Here is a 15,916-nt window from a genome sequence, read left to right as displayed (position 1 = left end):
GCTTAGCGCCCGGCGGATACCGCTTCGACAACAGCCGGTGTTTCATCGGTTTTAAACAGCGGGCTATTGCCCCAGCACTCTTCATAACGATGGCCAACCAGATCTTCTATCACCACGCGGACTTCCGGAGTGATATCTTCCAGCTTGCCGCCCGCTTTGATGCGCGCCACTTCCTGCAGGACAATTAAGTGGGTTTTGCGGTCAAGTTTCATCTGTTTGCTGAAGACGATAGCCGCCAGCGCCAGCAGCGCGACGCCTGCACAGAATACCACCGCAATGGCATTGACCGCGCTTTCCGGTTGGACATGCGCTTTCGACTGGAATCCGTAGTAGCTCAGCACCGCCCCCATTACGAACACAATAATCGAGCGCAGGATTTTACCGGAGAAGGTCATCGCCCCGGCGTAGATCCCTTCTCGGCGGCGGCCGGTGTAGATTTCATCAACGTCAGCCAGGAAGGTATAAACCGTCCATGGAATGTAGTACACGCCGCCGGTCCCAAGACCAAATAGCACCGTAATGCCAAACATCAAAATGGTGGCCAGATGCGCTGGCAGGTGGAAGAACCACAGTGAGGTATAGAGCAGTACCGCAAAGATAACCACGCTCAAGGCCATGATGTACGGTTTACTAAAGCCCTTTTTCACACACAGGCCAATGAAGAATGCCGTGGAAACCAGCTGTAAAATGGAGTTCAGGCTATTTAGCCCCGCCACCATCGCCGGATCGTGCTGCAGGACAAAAATCACAAAGTAGGTAAAGACCGAGGCAAACAGCCACTCCGCGCCAAACCCGCACAGATACATCCCCAAATGTTTACGGAATACGCGCAGATAGAAAGTGGAACGCATATCTTTCGCCAGTGAGATCAGCGTGTTCAGCAGGCCAGTCTTAGTCTCTACTTCGGCTTCCTCTTCACGTGGGCGCTCCCAGCTGTTGTACCACAGGCAGGCAACGGCACAGATAAGGATCGCGCCATAGGTTAAGCCTGTCAGGAAGAACGGGGTGGCAGACTCTTTGCCGTACAGCAGGATAAACTGCCCCGGGATAAAGGCGGCGAGGAAGTTGGCAAGCTTGCCGAAAATCGCTTTGTAGCCGGTCAGCTTCGAGCGCAGAGAGAAATCATCTGTCATCTCGGTGGCCAACGTTTCGTATGGCACCATCACCGAGGTATAGATAATTTCAAAGACTACGTAGGTACACAGGTAGTACCAGAAACTTAGCCCTTCGACCCACAGCATCGGGTAGAACATCATCAGCGGAATGCCGATAAGCAGGAAGAAACGGCGACGACCAAAGCGTTTGCCGAGGCGGGTTTTGCCGAAGTTATCGGTCAGGTAACCCATTAATGGGTTACTGATGGCGTCAATGACGCTGGCGACGGAGAAAATAAACGCGGCCTCGATCAGCGTCAGGCCGCAGAATGTGGTATAGAAGTAAAGCAGCCATGCGCCGCTAATCGCCAGCGCCCCGCTTCCTAAGAGGTTTCCCCCTCCGTATGCCAGTTGATGGCGCAGATTGACAGGTCTTCCCTGCAGCCCGTTAAGAGCTGAAGCCGCATTTCTTGCCATAAAAATAAACCTCGTGTTTTATAATTTTGAAACACTGTTTTTATATTCTTATGGGCGGGTTTGAAATGTGAGCCAAATCACTATTGTTGTTACGGCTATTAGTAATGCCCGGGAATGCGATCAAGTTAAAATTTTTTTATAACCAAAAGTAAAGATTTCAACTTTTTTTGATGCGAATGGCAATAAAAAACCCGGCTAGCAGAGCAGCCGGGGTTTCGTTATCAACAAAGTACACTCGGTGAAATTCGTTTGATGGCAGCCTTGTAGGTCGGATAAGACAACGCCGCCATCCGACGTTTTGCGTCGATATGTCTGATGGCGCTTCGCTTATCAGACCTACGGTTTCGCCCGATATCGCAGCCTGTAGGTCGGATAAGGCAACGCCGCCATCCAGCGTTTTGCGCCGATATGTCTGATGGCGCTACGCTTATCAGACCTACGGTTTCGTCCTGATATCGCAACCTGTAGGGCGGATAAGACAACGCCGCCATCCGACGTTTTGCGCCGATATGTCTGATGGCGCTGCGCTTATCAGACCTACGGTTTCGTCCTGATATCGCAACCTGTAGGTCGGATAAGGCAACGCCGCCATCCGGCGTTTTGCGCCGATATGTCTGATGGCGCTGCGCTTATCAGACCTACGGTTTCGTCCTGATATCGCAGCCTGTAGGTCGGATAAGACAACGCCGCCATCCGACGTGTTGCGCCGATATGTCTGATGGCGCTGCGCTTATCAGACCTACGCTTTCGCCCTGATATCGCAGCCTGTAGGTCGGATAAGGCAACGCCGCCATCCGGCGTTTTACGCCGATATGTCTGATGGCGCTGCGCTTATCAGACCTACAGTTTCGTCCTGATATCGCAGCCTGTAGGTCGGATAAGGCAACGCCGCCATCCGACGTGTTGCGCCGATATGTCTGATGGCGCTGCGCTTATCAGACCTACGGTTTCGTCCTGATATCGCAGCCTGTAGGTCGGATAAGGCAACGCCGCCATCCGACGTTTTGCGCCGATATGTCTGATGGCGCTGCGCTTATCAGACCTACAAATAATTCACATCCAGCAGAACACCTGCTCAAGCGCCAGGTATTTAGAAGAACTTACGCAAATACTCGGTCAAACACAGAATCGCCATCGCCTGACCATATGGCATAGAGGTCAGCGGGATTTCACGATAGAAATCGAGGTTTGATCCCATCCCGGTGCCAAACGAGGTCTGCATCAACTCCCCTTGCGGAGAAACGTGTTTGACGATCCCCTTTATCGCTTTCTCGGCAACTTCCGCATATTCCACGCCAACGTAGCGTTTACGCACTGCTTTCAGGATACCGTATGCAAACCCGGCGGTCGCTGAGGCTTCCAGATAGGAGTTAGGATCGTCCAGCAGTGTATGCCACAAACCGCTCTCATCCTGGCATTTCGCCAGCGCCGCAATCTGTGCATTCAGCACCTGAACCAGATAACGGCGCACCGCGTTGTTCTCCGGCAGATCCACCAGCTCGAGGAAGTCAGGAATCACGATGGTCAGCCAGCTATTGCCGCGCGCCCAGCGAGCGTTAGCAAAGTTATGGTTGCCTTCATAGCTCCAGCCGTGGAACCACAGGCCGGTCTCCCGGTCCATCAGGTTCTGCACGTGCAGCATAAACTGATACACCGCTTCTTCCACGTACTCCGGACGGTTAAGCAGCTTGCCAATTTTCGCCAGCGGCAGCACGGTCATCATCAGCGTGTCATCCCACATCTGCTGATGGTTCTCTTCGGCGAGCGTAATGTGCTGCATACCGCCGTGTTCAGTACGCGGCATGTCATGCATCGCCCACTCCGCCCAGCTATCGAGCCACGGCAGGTATGCCGGATTGCCAGTCTCTTCATAGCGATAGGCCAGCGTCAGGAACGGCGCCATGGTATTGACGTTCTTGGTGGTCGCGCCTTCCGCAAAACGGTCGGCGAACCAGCTATCGATAATGTCGCGCATCGCCACATCGCCGGTCTGCTGATAATACTGATAGATACCGTACAGACCGACGCCGTGAGTCCACTCCCAGCCAGCCCACCCTTTGGTATCAATGACGCGGCCATCGTCGAGACGCAGCAAAAATTGGCCTGTCTCATCCTTGATATTCACCAGATTGTTCGTCACCGTCTGAATCAAGGCTTTCAGCTCTTCCCGGGAGATAAAACGCTCCGGTTGACGTAATAATGGGCTATGTTTGACGGGCCAAACTTTCATATCTTTAACCTCTGTTGTAAGTCGAATTCAATGTTGCAGCCTGCTTCAGGGAAGGTGCAGCAGGTTTGTTACGATTCAGGTAGCCAATGTTGTTATTGCCCCACAGGCATTCATAAGGCATCCCCGCCAGCATTTCGACGGTGGCACGCGCCTGCGGTGTGACGGATTCAGGCATCGCATGACCGGAAGCACGCATTTTGGCGGTTTCATCGCGCAGCACGCTGTGGGTTTCCAGATTCAGCTTAAAGCGCAGAGAGACCAGGAAGCCACAGACCAGAACCGCGATGGTACCCATGCTGAGGATCATCAGGATGGTATGGCTCACTTCCGGCGGCTGAGTTTTCTGACCGGAGACGAAGCCGGACATCTGCATGATGATACCCACCAGCATCACGGCACCCGCCTGAGAGGCTTTGCGGGTCAGCGTCATAATGCCCGCGAAGATCCCTTCCCGGCGCTGGCCGGTAATGACTTCATCGACATCGGCAATATAGGTGTAGGTGTTCCACGGTACATAGTTGATACCCCCGCGGCCCAGACCGGCGATGGCAGAGATCAGCAGCAGCAGCGCGTAGATATCGCTCATACCCGCGTAGTACAGCGCGGCATAAGAGAACGAACCCAGACCAAACAGGACGACGACCATACGGTATGACGGTGCCGGTCCGAAGCGGATACACAGTGGGATCATGGCAATAACGGCGATGAACTGGAAGATAGCCATCGTACCGAGCAGGTTAGAGGCCATTGAAGCTTCCTGCATCAACACAAACACCACGTAATAGGTGAAGACTGCGTTGAAAACGTCCTGGGCGATATAACCGCCGAGGTACATCCCCAGGTGCTGGCGGAAAATCTTAATGCGTAGCGTCGAGCTCAGCTCGGTGAACAAACGGCTCATACTCTGAGCGAAAGTCAGGTGTTTTTTCTCTTCTTCGGCCTTCAGCGCCGCTTCGGTCCACTCTTCACGTGGGCGTTCCCAGGTGAAGAACCAGACGAAGGTCAGCATGATGGCGCACAGCACGGAGAACACCAGGCTGGCGTAGAAGAAGGAGACCGCGTTGTCTTTACCGAAGTGGCTTAACAGAATACCCGGCAGGAATGAGGCCAGAATGGCGGACATCTGTGCCATCCCGATACGCGCACCGGAGAATTTGGTTTTCTGTTTGAAATCGTCGGTCATTTCCGGCACCAGCGTTTCATACGGTACCAGGATCATGGTGTAAACCACGTCAAAAATCAGATAGGTGATGAGGTAGTACCAGAAGCTCATGTCCCCTACCCACATAAATGAATAGCTGAACACGCACGGAATGCCGAGCAGAATAAAGAACTTACGTCGGCCGAAACGTTTACCGAACCAGGTGGAGCCAAAGTTATCGGTTAAAAAGCCCATCAATGGGCTGACCACCGCATCCAGAACCCTGGCGGTGGCAAAGATGAAGGTCGCTTCGATGGGGGATAAGCCACAAAAAGTGGTGTAGAAGTAAAGAAGCCATGCTGCGGTTAGCGCGGTAGTCCCTGCACCGAGGAAATCTCCCGAACCGTAGGCGAAGTAGTTCGCCAGTCCTATTTTTCGCGTTCTAGTCATTAGCCGTCAATCCTGTGTCTTTTATTATGAAACTCCTCCAGCCCGTGAAGGCTTCACCCAAAGGAGTACTGACACGGCTACAGTAAAAGTATGCGGTAAGGGATACCTTCCTATTTCTGCCAGCCTGAACGTGGGTTTGGCAAAAATGCAAAGAGTCGTGGCACAAGTGTCACTGATTTATCAAACAACGTTTCTTTACTTTCAAAAGAGAGGGTCAAAAATGCGAGATCGCCACCAGAATACGGTGGCGATTGGTGAAAAGTACGGCGACTAGCGGTAATTAACGATGATTTGTACACTTTGAACCCGAAGTGCAGGAATTAATCTGCCACCTCCGGGGACTTCCCAAATAAAACGAAACGGTTCAGCAGCCGACACCTGGCTAAACGCCATCGTTGACCCGCTCAGCGCATCCAGCTCGGTACAGCGGCTAAGTGAACACAACCGAGTAATCAGCCCAGCGGGAATAGGCCCGTTAAGCTTGATATTCCAGGCGACCCGCGTGGTCGCCCCTTGTATCGGCTGCGAGGAAATCAGCTGAGTGGAAGATGCCGCCTCGCCGCGATGGTTCAGGGTAATGCCCATTCGGCTATCCTGCCAGGCCCCCTCACCCGCCGCCTGCGCCAAAAATGGCAGGCATAATAACAGCAGTAGTTTGCGCATTATTTGCCTCCGATAGTGGCCGTCATACGGATATTGCGATTGTCGGACAGTTCCAGATTCGATAGCACCACCAGCTGCGGCAAGCTACGGCGCAGGAAGCGCGACAGCAGCGGACGCAGCGCATGGTTCACCAGCAGCACCGGCGGCGCGCCGAGCATCTCCTGACGCGCCAGCGCCTCCTGCGACTGGGCCAACAGACGGTCAGCCAGCCCCGGCTCCAGCCCGCCACCGCCCTGAAGCGCCTGCAGCAACAAGCGCTCCAGCGGCGTATCGAGACCGATAACCTGCACTTCGTCATTACCCGGGAACCAGCGCTGGGTAATCGCGCGTCCCAGCGCAACGCGTACCACCGCGGTCAACTCGCCCGGATCGGTCTGAATCGGCGCATGTTCCGCCAGCGTTTCGAGAATAGTGCGCATATCGCGAATCGGCACTTTTTCGTCGAGCAGGTTTTGCAGCACTTTGTGCAGCGTGGTTAGCGTCACTACGCCCGGGACCAGATCTTCCGTCAGCTTCGGCATATCCTGCGTTACGCGGTCCAGCAGCTGCTGTGCTTCCTGACGCCCGAACAGTTCCGACGAATGCTGGCTAATCAGATGGTTGAGATGCGTAGCGACCACGGTACTGGCTTCAACCACCGTAAAGCCCTGAATCTGCGCCTGCTCTTTGAGCGCGCTTTCAATCCAGATGGCGGCCAGACCAAACGCCGGGTCGGTCGTCACCTCGCCGGGTAACGTCCCTGCGGCGGTACCGGGGTTAATCGCTAACCAGCGTCCTGGATAGGCTTCACCGCTACCAATCTCCACTCCTTTTAGCAGGATGCGATAGCGGGCTGGCGGCATATCCATATTGTCACGGATATGCACCACCGGCGGCAGGAAGCCCATCTCCTGGGCGAATTTCTTACGGATGCTGCGAATACGCCCTAAAAGCTCGCCGTCTTGTTGGAAGTCCACCATCGGAATCAGTCGATAGCCCACCTCCATGCCCAGCGTATCTTCAAGCTGAACATCGCTCCAGGTCGCTTCCACCGCCTGAGTGCTGCTCTCCGGCGCTTTGACCGGCTGCGGCTGATCCGGCGCTTTGATTTCACGCCCACGGATCCACCACGCCAGCCCCAACAACGCGGCAGTAAACAGTAAGAACACCAGGTTTGGCATACCTGGCACCAGACCCAGCAGGCCGAGTACCCCGGCGCTCAGCATCATCACTCGAGGGTTGCTAAACAGCTGGCCAACCATCTGTTCGCCAACGTCCTGATCGGTGCTCACGCGGGTCACGATAACGCCCGCCGCGGTGGAGATAACCAGCGCCGGAATCTGGGCGACCAGGCCATCACCGATAGTCAGCAGGGTATACGATTCCGCCGCCTTGCCCAGTTCCAGTCCGTGTTGCAGTACGCCAACCAGCAGGCCGCCGATGACGTTAATGACCATGATAAGGATACCGGCGATGGCATCACCGCGAACGAACTTACTGGCACCGTCCATTGAACCGTAGAAATCCGCTTCCTGCGTGACCTCCGAACGGCGCTTCTTCGCTTCGTCTTCACCGATAATGCCGGCGTTGAGATCGGCATCAATCGCCATCTGTTTACCCGGCATACCATCCAGGACGAAACGAGCGCCAACTTCAGCGATACGTCCCGCACCCTTGGTGATAACCATAAAGTTGATGATGACGAGAATAATGAACACTACGATGCCGATGGCAAAGTTCCCACCCACCAGGAAGTGGCCAAATGCTTCAACCACCTTACCCGCTGCCGCTCCGCCGGTATGACCGTCCATCAAGATAATACGCGTGGAGGCGACGTTCAGCGCCAGGCGCAGTAACGTGGTAAACAGCAGAATGGTCGGGAAAGCAGCAAATTCCAGCGTGCGCTGGGTGAACATCGCCACCAACAGCACCATTATCGAGAGTGCGATGTTAAAAGTGAATAACAGGTCGAGTACGAACGCCGGCAGCGGCAGCACCATCATCGACAGAATCAGCAGGATCAGCACCGGACCGGCGAGAACCTGCCATTGGGTTGATTTCAGGTTGCTGGGAAGACGCAACATTGCGACAAGATTAGCCATCAGAGTCCTTCTCGTTCAAAAAATCCAGTGCCTCAGGCACCGGTAAGTTATCCGGTTTTTTCGGCTGGATGCCACCTGCCAGTTTCCAGCGCTTCAACTGCCACACCCAGGCCAGGACTTCCGCGACCGCCGCGTACAGCGAGCCAGGGATCTGTTGCCCAATTTCGGCATGGCGATACAACGCACGCGCCAGCGGCGGTGCTTCCAGCATCGGAATACGGTTCTCTTCGCCAATTTCGCGAATGCGCAGGGCAACCAGCCCGGCACCTTTGGCCACCACTTTTGGCGCGCTCATTTTGTTTTCGTCATACTGCAGCGCCACCGAGTAGTGGGTTGGGTTGTTGACGATAACATCGGCCTTCGGGACGTCGGCCATCATCCGCCGCCGCGCCGCTGAACGTTGCATCTGACGGATACGCCCTTTAACGTGCGGGTCGCCTTCGCTTTGTTTGAATTCATCGCGGATATCCTGACGCGACATGCGCAGCTTTTTGACATGGCTGTGGATCTGCCAGAAGACATCAAATCCCACCATTGGAATGATCCCCAGCGCCACCAGCAGCGCGCACAGACCCACCATGTTGAGCGCATTACCCATCGCCGAGAGCGGCGATTCGCTGACCAGACGCATCATCTGCGGCCAGTGAAACCACATGAAAAAACCCGCCACGCTGCCCATCAACACGGCCTTCATAATCGCCTTCGTCAACTCCGCCGCCGTTTGCGCGGAGAACATGCGTTTAATTCCGGGCAGCGGGTTTAATTTATCAAACTTGAAGGCCAGAGATTTGCCGCTGAAGACCAGGCCACCGAGCATCATTGGCGCCACCAGCGCTACCACGACGACGCCAACAATCAGCGGCATCAGCCCCAGCATGGCTTCTTTTAACAGCAGGATGATTTGTCCGAGGATGAGGTTAGGATCGCTGACAATACTGTGATCAAAGCGCAGCCCACCCGACAGCAGGTTGGCCAGACGGCGGGCAAGCGACTCCCCGCCCAGCCAAAGCATACACACGCCCACCAGCAGCATCAGCAACGATGTTAGCTCGCGGGATCGCGGTATTTGCCCGTCCTCACGTGCCTTTTCAAGCCGCTGGGGTGTGGGGTCTTCCGTTTTGTCTTCGTTGTCGCTTTCGTCCGCCACGTTCTGCATCTGCGAGGTGATTTATGATATGGCTCATTTTGCCTTCTCACGCGCGTGGCAATGGCGGGAACAAGGGGATGAATCCCCTCTTTTTGGACGCTTTAGCCGGGTAGAGTGCAGTTTCAGAATTTATTCAGGTTCTTTTAGGAATCTCTTTAGTCCCTACATTCATTGAATTCAGCTTAACTTCACGAACATAAAATAAATAATTATTATCATTATTACAAAAATGAAACCTGTTATGGCTTATTTAAGCCTGCAGTACGGTCGATAATAAAAATACACCGACACAACCAATTCACACCAGATATATAATCACAAGATGATATATCCATAAAAAAGCAATCAACATTTTCAATGAAAAATATCCGCTTGCCCATGAATGATAAAAGGATATCATGCCAGCGCGCATTGTGTTTTCAGAATATTGAATCGGCTACTCAGCTATCTCCGATTGACGTTCTGACAGGCGTTTACATGTTGATTTAATTGTTACAAAGATCGCTAATTATCATGGAGATTGCGATGTACTGGAAAACAACATTATTAGCGTTATCGCTATTCACCCTTGGTTCATCACCTTCCTGGGCTGATGAATCAAATGCTGGTGAAATTCACTTCACAGGTGAAATCATTAACCCAAGCTGTGAAATATCAGGAGATTCTGGGAAAAACATCAATGTTTACCTCGGCTCCCCTGCTCCAAGTTACTTCACTGAAAATAACGGCAAATCGGATGATGTTGCTGTTCCGATTTCACTCATCCACTGTCCCGTGGCAACCGACGGGTTATCACAAGTTCAATTAACATTTACCGGTACTCCGGTGAGTGAAAAAACGGACATGCTTGCGCTGGATGCCGACGGTGCGCAAGGGGTCGGTATCACAATCAGTACCGAAGAGGATCGTGCCACTAACCTTGATATCACCGGGGCTGAGCATCAACTCTATATCCCATTATCGGAAACCCCTGATGGCGTCATATCGACAACACTGTCTGCTCGCTACGTCTCCCTAAGCGGAACCAAACAAGGCGTAACGCCTGGCGCGGCGAATGCAAAAGTCACTGTCGGTATTCTATATCGCTAGTTTGGAAAGTCATTTATTGACCCACCATAACCTGCTCTGTCGCAGGTTATGGTTTTGCCTGAAGGATAAATATGAAAGCTTCGCTATTCAGCACGCTTTTAACATTGACCCTGATTGCGCCTTCTTTTGCAGCCAATGCACAGGGCATTCAACTCGGACGAACGCGAGTTATTTATGATGCCAGTAAAAAGGAGGCCTCACTACCGCTCGTCAACACGGAGAAAGAGCTCCCGTGGCTTATTCAGTCATGGGTAATAAATTCCGATAATAAAACTCGCGCACCGTTTATCATCACCCCGCCATTATTTCGACTGGATCCTAAATCGGAGCAAACGCTAAGAATCATGAAAAGCGATAATATCACCAAAAAAAATGTTGAATCGCTTTATTATCTAATTGTGCGAATGATTCCGGCCAACGACCGCCAGGATGAGAAAAATAACGTACTGCACCTTATTTATAAAACGCAGATAAAGTTGTTTTACCGCCCTGAAGGAATGGACGGCCGCACTGAAGATGCCTGTAAGAATCTCCGATTCAGCCGGTCTGGTCAACAGCTGAAAATTGAAAATACCAGCAATTATCATACTGTATTCTCAAGTCTTAATGTCGGCAGTAGCAAAGTGCAGGCGGATATGGTGGCCCCACAAAGCAATCTCACGTTGCCGCTCAGTACCCGAGGCGCTAGCCCGTCGGTTTCATGGCGCTGTATTAATGATTATGGCGGTACAACCACCACATACACCGCCACGCTGTCTTCATGAACCTCACCATGATGCAGAACCTACGCTTTCATCATTTGAACTCCCTGCCCGTACTGTACGGCGTGGGCGGGCTGCTGCTTCTCACCGCCAACTCGCTGTATGCGCGTGACTTCTATTTTCAACCGCAGTCGCTTGAAGGCGGAGAGAACGCCCCGCAGGCAGCAGACCTGAATATTTTTGCCAATCCGAAGGCCCAGCTTGCCGGGAGCTACCCTTCGCATATTTTGCTCAATAAACTCAAAATTCAGGATCGAACGCTCACCTACACCAACGCGGAGGATGGTTCGCTGATCCCGCTATTAACGCCAAAAATGCTGCGAGAATGGGGGGTGATAATTGACGATTATCCGAAACTGGTTGCTGAACCTACCGACAGTCCCCTGAAAAAGCCGCTGGGAGACTATATTCCCTTAGCCAGCGCCCAATTCGACTTCCAGCGGCAAAATTTAAACCTCAGCATTCCGCAAGCGGCACTCTCCCACAGAGGGAATGGCTATATTGACCCTTCACGCTGGGACACCGGCGTGCCCGTTGGCTTTGCCGATTATTCATTTAGCGGGCAGCAAAGTGAAACCTCGGGCCACAACAATCAAAACAGCCAATATCTTAATTTACGTAGCGGTGTGAACCTTGGCGGCTGGAGGCTTCGCAATTACGGCACCTGGTCGGGCTCTGACGGCGATGAAGGATGGCAAAATATTGCCACCTGGGCGCAGCACGATATTCAGGTACTCAAAGCCCAGCTTCTGGCCGGTGAATCCAGCACACGGGGTGAGGTCTTCGACAGTATTCAATTTAGCGGCGTTAACGTTGCCTCTGATGACGATATGCTCCCCGGCAGCGAACGCGGATTCGCCCCGGTGGTTCGCGGCACCGCTTATACCAATGCCGTGGTTACCGTCAAACAAAACGGCTACACCCTTTATCAGCAAAACGTGGCGCCGGGAGCATTTGAAATTGATGACCTGACGGTATCCACCAACAGTGACGATCTGGAAATCAGCGTGCAGGAAGCGGATGGCACCGTCCACACCACAACCCAAGCCTTTTCCAGTATCGCGCTGATGCAGCGCCCTTCCCACTTGCGTTTTGAAGCGACAGCCGGACGCTATCGCGCCGCGAGCGGCAGTGGCGACAAAGAGCCTGAATTTGTTCAGGGCAGCGCTATCTATGGCGTGAACAATCAGGTGACGGCCTTCGGCGGTCTTACGATGGCTGAAAACTACAACGCTATCGTCTCCGGTGCCGGCATTGGCTTAGGCTCATGGGGAGCTATCTCCACCGATGTCACTTTCGCGCACAGTGAGCTCGACACCGGTGAAACCGATACAGGCCAGTCATGGCGGGTCCTTTATTCCACGGATATCGTCCCAACCAACACCCATCTATCACTTTCGGGTTATCGCTACTCAAGTAAAGGGTTCTACAGCTTTTCGGAGGTGAATCAGCGCAATTCTGATGATGACGCACATGATGATGGCACAGACCACAAGCGTGCTCGACTGCAGATGAACCTCAGCCAGCAGTTCGGTGATGGCAATCTCTATCTGAACGGTTACCAGCAAAATTACTGGAACAATGATCATCGCGACAGTTCTCTTTCCGCAGGCATGAACTACAGCCTGCTGGGGATCAGCTATAACTTCTCGCTCACCTGGAGCAACACCAGCAGCGGCACGGACGATCGCTCACTCTATTTTGGCCTGACGGTTCCACTGAGCCGCTGGTTGCCCAATAGCTGGGCTAGCTATAGCTTAAACAACAGCCAGCATGGCGCAACGACCCAAAACGTAGGCCTCAATGGCTCATTGCTGGCGGACAACAGCCTGAGCTACTCCCTGCAGCAGAGTCATAGCACCCAAACGCCGGAAAATAGCAGCAGCCTATACGGGACATGGTATGCCCAATACGGCAGGCTGAATGCGGGCTATTACAGCGCAACCGATGGAACGCGGCAGCTTAGCTATGGGGCCACCGGCGCGGTAGTCGCCCATCCTCATGGCGTGACGCTATCTCAGCCGTTAGGCAATCAGTTCGCCATCGTTGATGCTGATGGCGCGCCGGGCATCGGCTTTGAGAATCAGCGCGGGATCCGCACCGACTGGTTTGGCAACGCCATCATTCCATCGCTTTCCGCCTATCGCGAAAACCGCATTGGTATAGAGACCGACGAATTGCCGGAAGATGTCGACAGCGGCAATACGGCCACCACGGTGGTGCCAACGCGTAACGCCGCCGTCGTCGCACATTTCAATGCGCATCGCGGCTATAGAGCATTGATAACCTTAACGCAGCTCACCGGGAAAACCGTACCTTTTGGCGCTATCGTCACCTCATCTGATGGGCTTAACAGCGGTATCGTCGATGACCAGGGTACCGTCTATCTTGCCGGCCTTGGCGAGTCGGTGACGCTTCGCGTCAAATGGGGAAATCAACCGCAACAGAGATGCACAGCAGCTGTTGTCGCCGAGGGTGACAATAACCTTAAAGACGATGCCGCAGGGATTAAACGCATCCGCACCGTGTGCAACCAGGGAGGATAATCACGTGTCACACAACCCTATCTTTCGCTTTACGGTTAAACGCCGTTTTAAAATCATTCTGCTACTGGCAACGCTGGCTTTCACCCTACACGTCAATGCCGCAGCAACCTTCTTAACCGGCTGCTTCCCGGTTAAGGGGGACGTTAAAGTTACGCTGAATGATGAACTCAGCTCAGCGATTAACTATGCCGGTAATACCATTTCGCCGCTGAATAATTACATAATCCCGGCAGAGCCGCTGCCGGCCCAGTGCAGCAATTGCCCAGGCTTAAGAAGCACGGACAAGGAGAGCATGTACTCCTACCGCGCGACGCCGCTCATGGCAGGCATGACCCCGGGCTACGGTAAACTCACCGATAAGCTGGATATCCAGTTAACCCTATTTACTGACACCGTAGCCGGAGGAGAAACGCAGACCAAGCTGACGACTTACCCCAATACCGCGCCGGCAACGAGCACCACCGAAGGGACAAATTTGGAATCTACGCAAAGCGTTTGCGCTAAAAGCCCAGCGCCTGGCGTCCCCCAGCGGGTGTTCAACTGGAATAAGTTGACCGCCTCTATCCATATTGTCCGACCCATTTTTGGTACGGAACTGATCCCAACTCAAACGCTGGCGGAAACCAGCCTGTGTATATTTTACGGCACCGGTTCCTGTTCTTTTGCCAACGCACAGTTAGCCTCCCGAATGACTATTTCAGGATCTTTAAGTGCCCCTTTGAGTTGTACTATCAACGCCGGTAGCGTCATTAACGTCGACTTCAACTCTGTGGCCAGCTCTAACTTTGTCGCTCAAGGCCAGCCACCGAAGGGCTTCGCTCTACGCGATGTGGATATCAACTTCCACTGTGATAACCCAGCGTCGGACAACACAGACAAAATCAAACTGACGCTCACGTCCGATCAAGGAGTCAGCGATACGGAAACGGGCTATATTGCCAAAATGATGGGGCGGGATGATATTGGCGTGCGGATGTACGACAGCAACAACCTCAACGTCGCTCTCGACGGCAGCGCAGAGTTCCCAATTACGCTGGATAGTAACGGTGACGGCCATATCCAGATGTCAGCCGCGCCGGTCGCCACGACCAGTACTCCGCCTGAACCTGGAAAATTTGAAGGTAACGTGACGGTAAAAATGGATATCAAGTAGCCCGGCTAATAAAAAGGGCCCGCAAGCGGGCCTTTTTATTCAGAATCCCAGGCTATCGAGCAGATCGTCAACCTGATCCTGACTGGCCACTACGCCCGCCTTGGACGTATCCACCTGCGGGCCATTGAGCAGACTGTCGTTCTCACGCTTCTGACGCGCGCCCTGCTCGGGCATATTTTCCAGCAGCACCATTAACAGCTGGCGCTCAATTTCCTGAATCACATCCATCATACGCTTGATAACCTGACCGGTAAGGTCCTGGAAATCCTGCGCCATCATGATTTCGAGCAGTTGAGCGTTGGTAAAGCTAGTGTGCCCGGGTACCTCACCGAGGTATTTGCGCGTGTCGCTAACCAGCTCGCGTGCGTCAGACAGCTCAATCGGGTTTTCAAACCATGCATCCCAACGCGTGCTGAGCGCTTTCGCCCCTTTTTCCATTTCATCCTGATGCGGCTGAGATGCTTCCACGCTGTTAAGCGCGCGCTCGGCGGCCTGCGCGGTCATCTGCACGACATAGTCCAGACGATCGCGCGCATCCGGGATAGCCTCAGCGGCTTCGGCAATGGCCTGATCCAAACCCAGCTCGCGCAAACTATCGCGCAGCATGCGGGTCAGGTTGCCAATACGGCTAATAATGTCCGCGGCAGAATGTTCTTCGCCGGGCTTAATGAAAGATTGCATCATGATAGTCACCTTACATGCCCAGTTTCTCGAAGATTTTGTTCAGTTTCTCTTCCAGAGTCGCCGCGGTAAACGGCTTAACCACATAGCCGCTGGCGCCAGCCTGAGCGGCGGCGATGATGTTCTCTTTCTTCGCTTCCGCCGTCACCATCAGCACCGGCATCGCCGCCATTGCGCCATCGGCACGAATGGTTTTCAGCAGCTCCAGCCCATCCATATTGGGCATGTTCCAGTCAGAGATAACAAAACCAAACCCGCCAGAATTCAGTTTATTCAGCGCATCGACGCCATCCTCGGCCTCTTCAACGTTGTTAAAACCCAGTTCTTTAAGCAGGTTACGCACAATGCGACGCATGGTGGAAAAGTCATCCACAACCAAAAACTTAAGCTCTTTATCCGCCAT

12 protein-coding genes are annotated in these 15,916 nt (G+C 53.4%); 4 read left to right on the top strand and 8 right to left on the bottom strand.

The window, feature by feature from the left end; all coding sequences use genetic code 11:
- Positions 1-2: 2 nt before the first annotated feature.
- The 6 genes from ABOC97_RS14010 to flhB form a co-directional block, all read right to left on the bottom strand.
- On the bottom strand, positions 3-1,571 hold the full coding sequence (locus ABOC97_RS14010) for an MFS transporter (RefSeq protein WP_349598660.1): 1,569 nt from the start codon (positions 1,569-1,571) through the stop codon (positions 3-5).
- Positions 1,572-2,661: 1,090 nt separating this feature from the next.
- Positions 2,662-3,801, bottom strand: a complete 1,140-nt coding sequence (bglB, locus tag ABOC97_RS14005; protein ID WP_349598657.1) for a beta-galactosidase BglB — start codon at positions 3,799-3,801, stop codon at positions 2,662-2,664.
- Between the two features lie 4 nt (positions 3,802-3,805).
- Positions 3,806-5,392 carry an MFS transporter gene (locus ABOC97_RS14000; protein ID WP_349598654.1) on the bottom strand — a complete coding sequence of 529 codons (1,587 nt, stop codon included), beginning with the start codon at positions 5,390-5,392 and terminating at the stop codon, positions 3,806-3,808.
- Positions 5,393-5,662: 270 nt separating this feature from the next.
- Complete coding sequence (flhE, locus tag ABOC97_RS13995) at positions 5,663-6,055, bottom strand: flagellar protein FlhE (RefSeq protein ID WP_349598651.1); 393 nt, start codon at positions 6,053-6,055, stop codon at positions 5,663-5,665.
- On the bottom strand, positions 6,055-8,136 hold the full coding sequence (gene flhA, locus ABOC97_RS13990) for a flagellar biosynthesis protein FlhA (protein ID WP_349598648.1): 2,082 nt from the start codon (positions 8,134-8,136) through the stop codon (positions 6,055-6,057). Before flhA ends, flhE begins: the two co-directional genes overlap by 1 nt.
- Complete coding sequence (flhB, locus tag ABOC97_RS13985; RefSeq protein WP_349598646.1) at positions 8,129-9,283, bottom strand: flagellar biosynthesis protein FlhB; 1,155 nt, start codon at positions 9,281-9,283, stop codon at positions 8,129-8,131. The genes flhA and flhB overlap by 8 nt, the downstream gene beginning before the upstream one ends.
- Positions 9,284-9,808: 525 nt before the next feature.
- On the opposite strand from flhB, the gene ABOC97_RS13980 reads away from it, so the two are divergent.
- The 4 genes from ABOC97_RS13980 to ABOC97_RS13965 all read left to right on the top strand — a co-directional run bounded on the left by ABOC97_RS13980 (position 9,809) and on the right by ABOC97_RS13965 (position 14,832).
- Positions 9,809-10,372, top strand: coding sequence for a fimbrial protein (locus ABOC97_RS13980; protein WP_349598643.1), 564 nt, complete (start codon positions 9,809-9,811; stop codon positions 10,370-10,372).
- Between the two features lie 71 nt (positions 10,373-10,443).
- Positions 10,444-11,136 (top strand): fimbrial biogenesis chaperone, encoded by a 693-nt coding sequence (locus ABOC97_RS13975; protein WP_349598640.1) that lies wholly within the window; start codon positions 10,444-10,446, stop codon positions 11,134-11,136.
- Positions 11,137-11,144: 8 nt separating this feature from the next.
- Complete coding sequence (locus ABOC97_RS13970) at positions 11,145-13,679, top strand: fimbria/pilus outer membrane usher protein (protein WP_349598637.1); 2,535 nt, start codon at positions 11,145-11,147, stop codon at positions 13,677-13,679.
- A 4-nt stretch (positions 13,680-13,683) separates the two neighbouring features.
- Positions 13,684-14,832, top strand: a complete 1,149-nt coding sequence (locus ABOC97_RS13965) for a fimbrial protein (protein WP_349598634.1) — start codon at positions 13,684-13,686, stop codon at positions 14,830-14,832.
- A 39-nt stretch (positions 14,833-14,871) separates the two neighbouring features.
- Here ABOC97_RS13965 and cheZ read toward each other — a convergent pair whose 3' ends face one another.
- Both cheZ and cheY read right to left on the bottom strand, forming a co-directional pair.
- Positions 14,872-15,516, bottom strand: coding sequence for a protein phosphatase CheZ (gene cheZ / locus ABOC97_RS13960; RefSeq protein WP_349598631.1), 645 nt, complete (start codon positions 15,514-15,516; stop codon positions 14,872-14,874).
- 10 nt (positions 15,517-15,526) lie between these two features.
- The gene (gene cheY, locus ABOC97_RS13955; RefSeq protein ID WP_234502721.1) at positions 15,527-15,916 is read right to left on the bottom strand and encodes a chemotaxis response regulator CheY; all 390 of its coding nucleotides are present in this window, start codon (positions 15,914-15,916) and stop codon (positions 15,527-15,529) included.

The organism is Kluyvera huaxiensis, from assembly GCF_040149365.1.
Classification (GTDB): domain Bacteria; phylum Pseudomonadota; class Gammaproteobacteria; order Enterobacterales; family Enterobacteriaceae; genus Kluyvera; species Kluyvera intermedia_A.
This window is presented reverse-complemented; position numbering and strand designations above follow the sequence as displayed.

Excerpts from the sequence above, each read along its gene's own strand:
- ABOC97_RS14010 (WP_349598660.1), bottom strand. The coding sequence starts at position 1,571 with ATGGCAAGAAATGCGGCTTCAGCTCTTAACGGGCTGCAGGGAAGACCT.
- bglB (WP_349598657.1), bottom strand. The coding sequence starts at position 3,801 with ATGAAAGTTTGGCCCGTCAAACATAGCCCATTATTACGTCAACCGGAG.
- ABOC97_RS14000 (WP_349598654.1), bottom strand. The coding sequence starts at position 5,392 with ATGACTAGAACGCGAAAAATAGGACTGGCGAACTACTTCGCCTACGGT.
- flhE (WP_349598651.1), bottom strand. The coding sequence starts at position 6,055 with ATGCGCAAACTACTGCTGTTATTATGCCTGCCATTTTTGGCGCAGGCG.
- flhA (WP_349598648.1), bottom strand. The coding sequence starts at position 8,136 with ATGGCTAATCTTGTCGCAATGTTGCGTCTTCCCAGCAACCTGAAATCA.
- ABOC97_RS13980 (WP_349598643.1), top strand. The coding sequence starts at position 9,809 with ATGTACTGGAAAACAACATTATTAGCGTTATCGCTATTCACCCTTGGT.
- ABOC97_RS13975 (WP_349598640.1), top strand. The coding sequence starts at position 10,444 with ATGAAAGCTTCGCTATTCAGCACGCTTTTAACATTGACCCTGATTGCG.
- ABOC97_RS13970 (WP_349598637.1), top strand. The coding sequence starts at position 11,145 with ATGATGCAGAACCTACGCTTTCATCATTTGAACTCCCTGCCCGTACTG.
- cheZ (WP_349598631.1), bottom strand. The coding sequence starts at position 15,516 with ATGATGCAATCTTTCATTAAGCCCGGCGAAGAACATTCTGCCGCGGAC.
- cheY (WP_234502721.1), bottom strand. The coding sequence starts at position 15,916 with ATGGCGGATAAAGAGCTTAAGTTTTTGGTTGTGGATGACTTTTCCACC.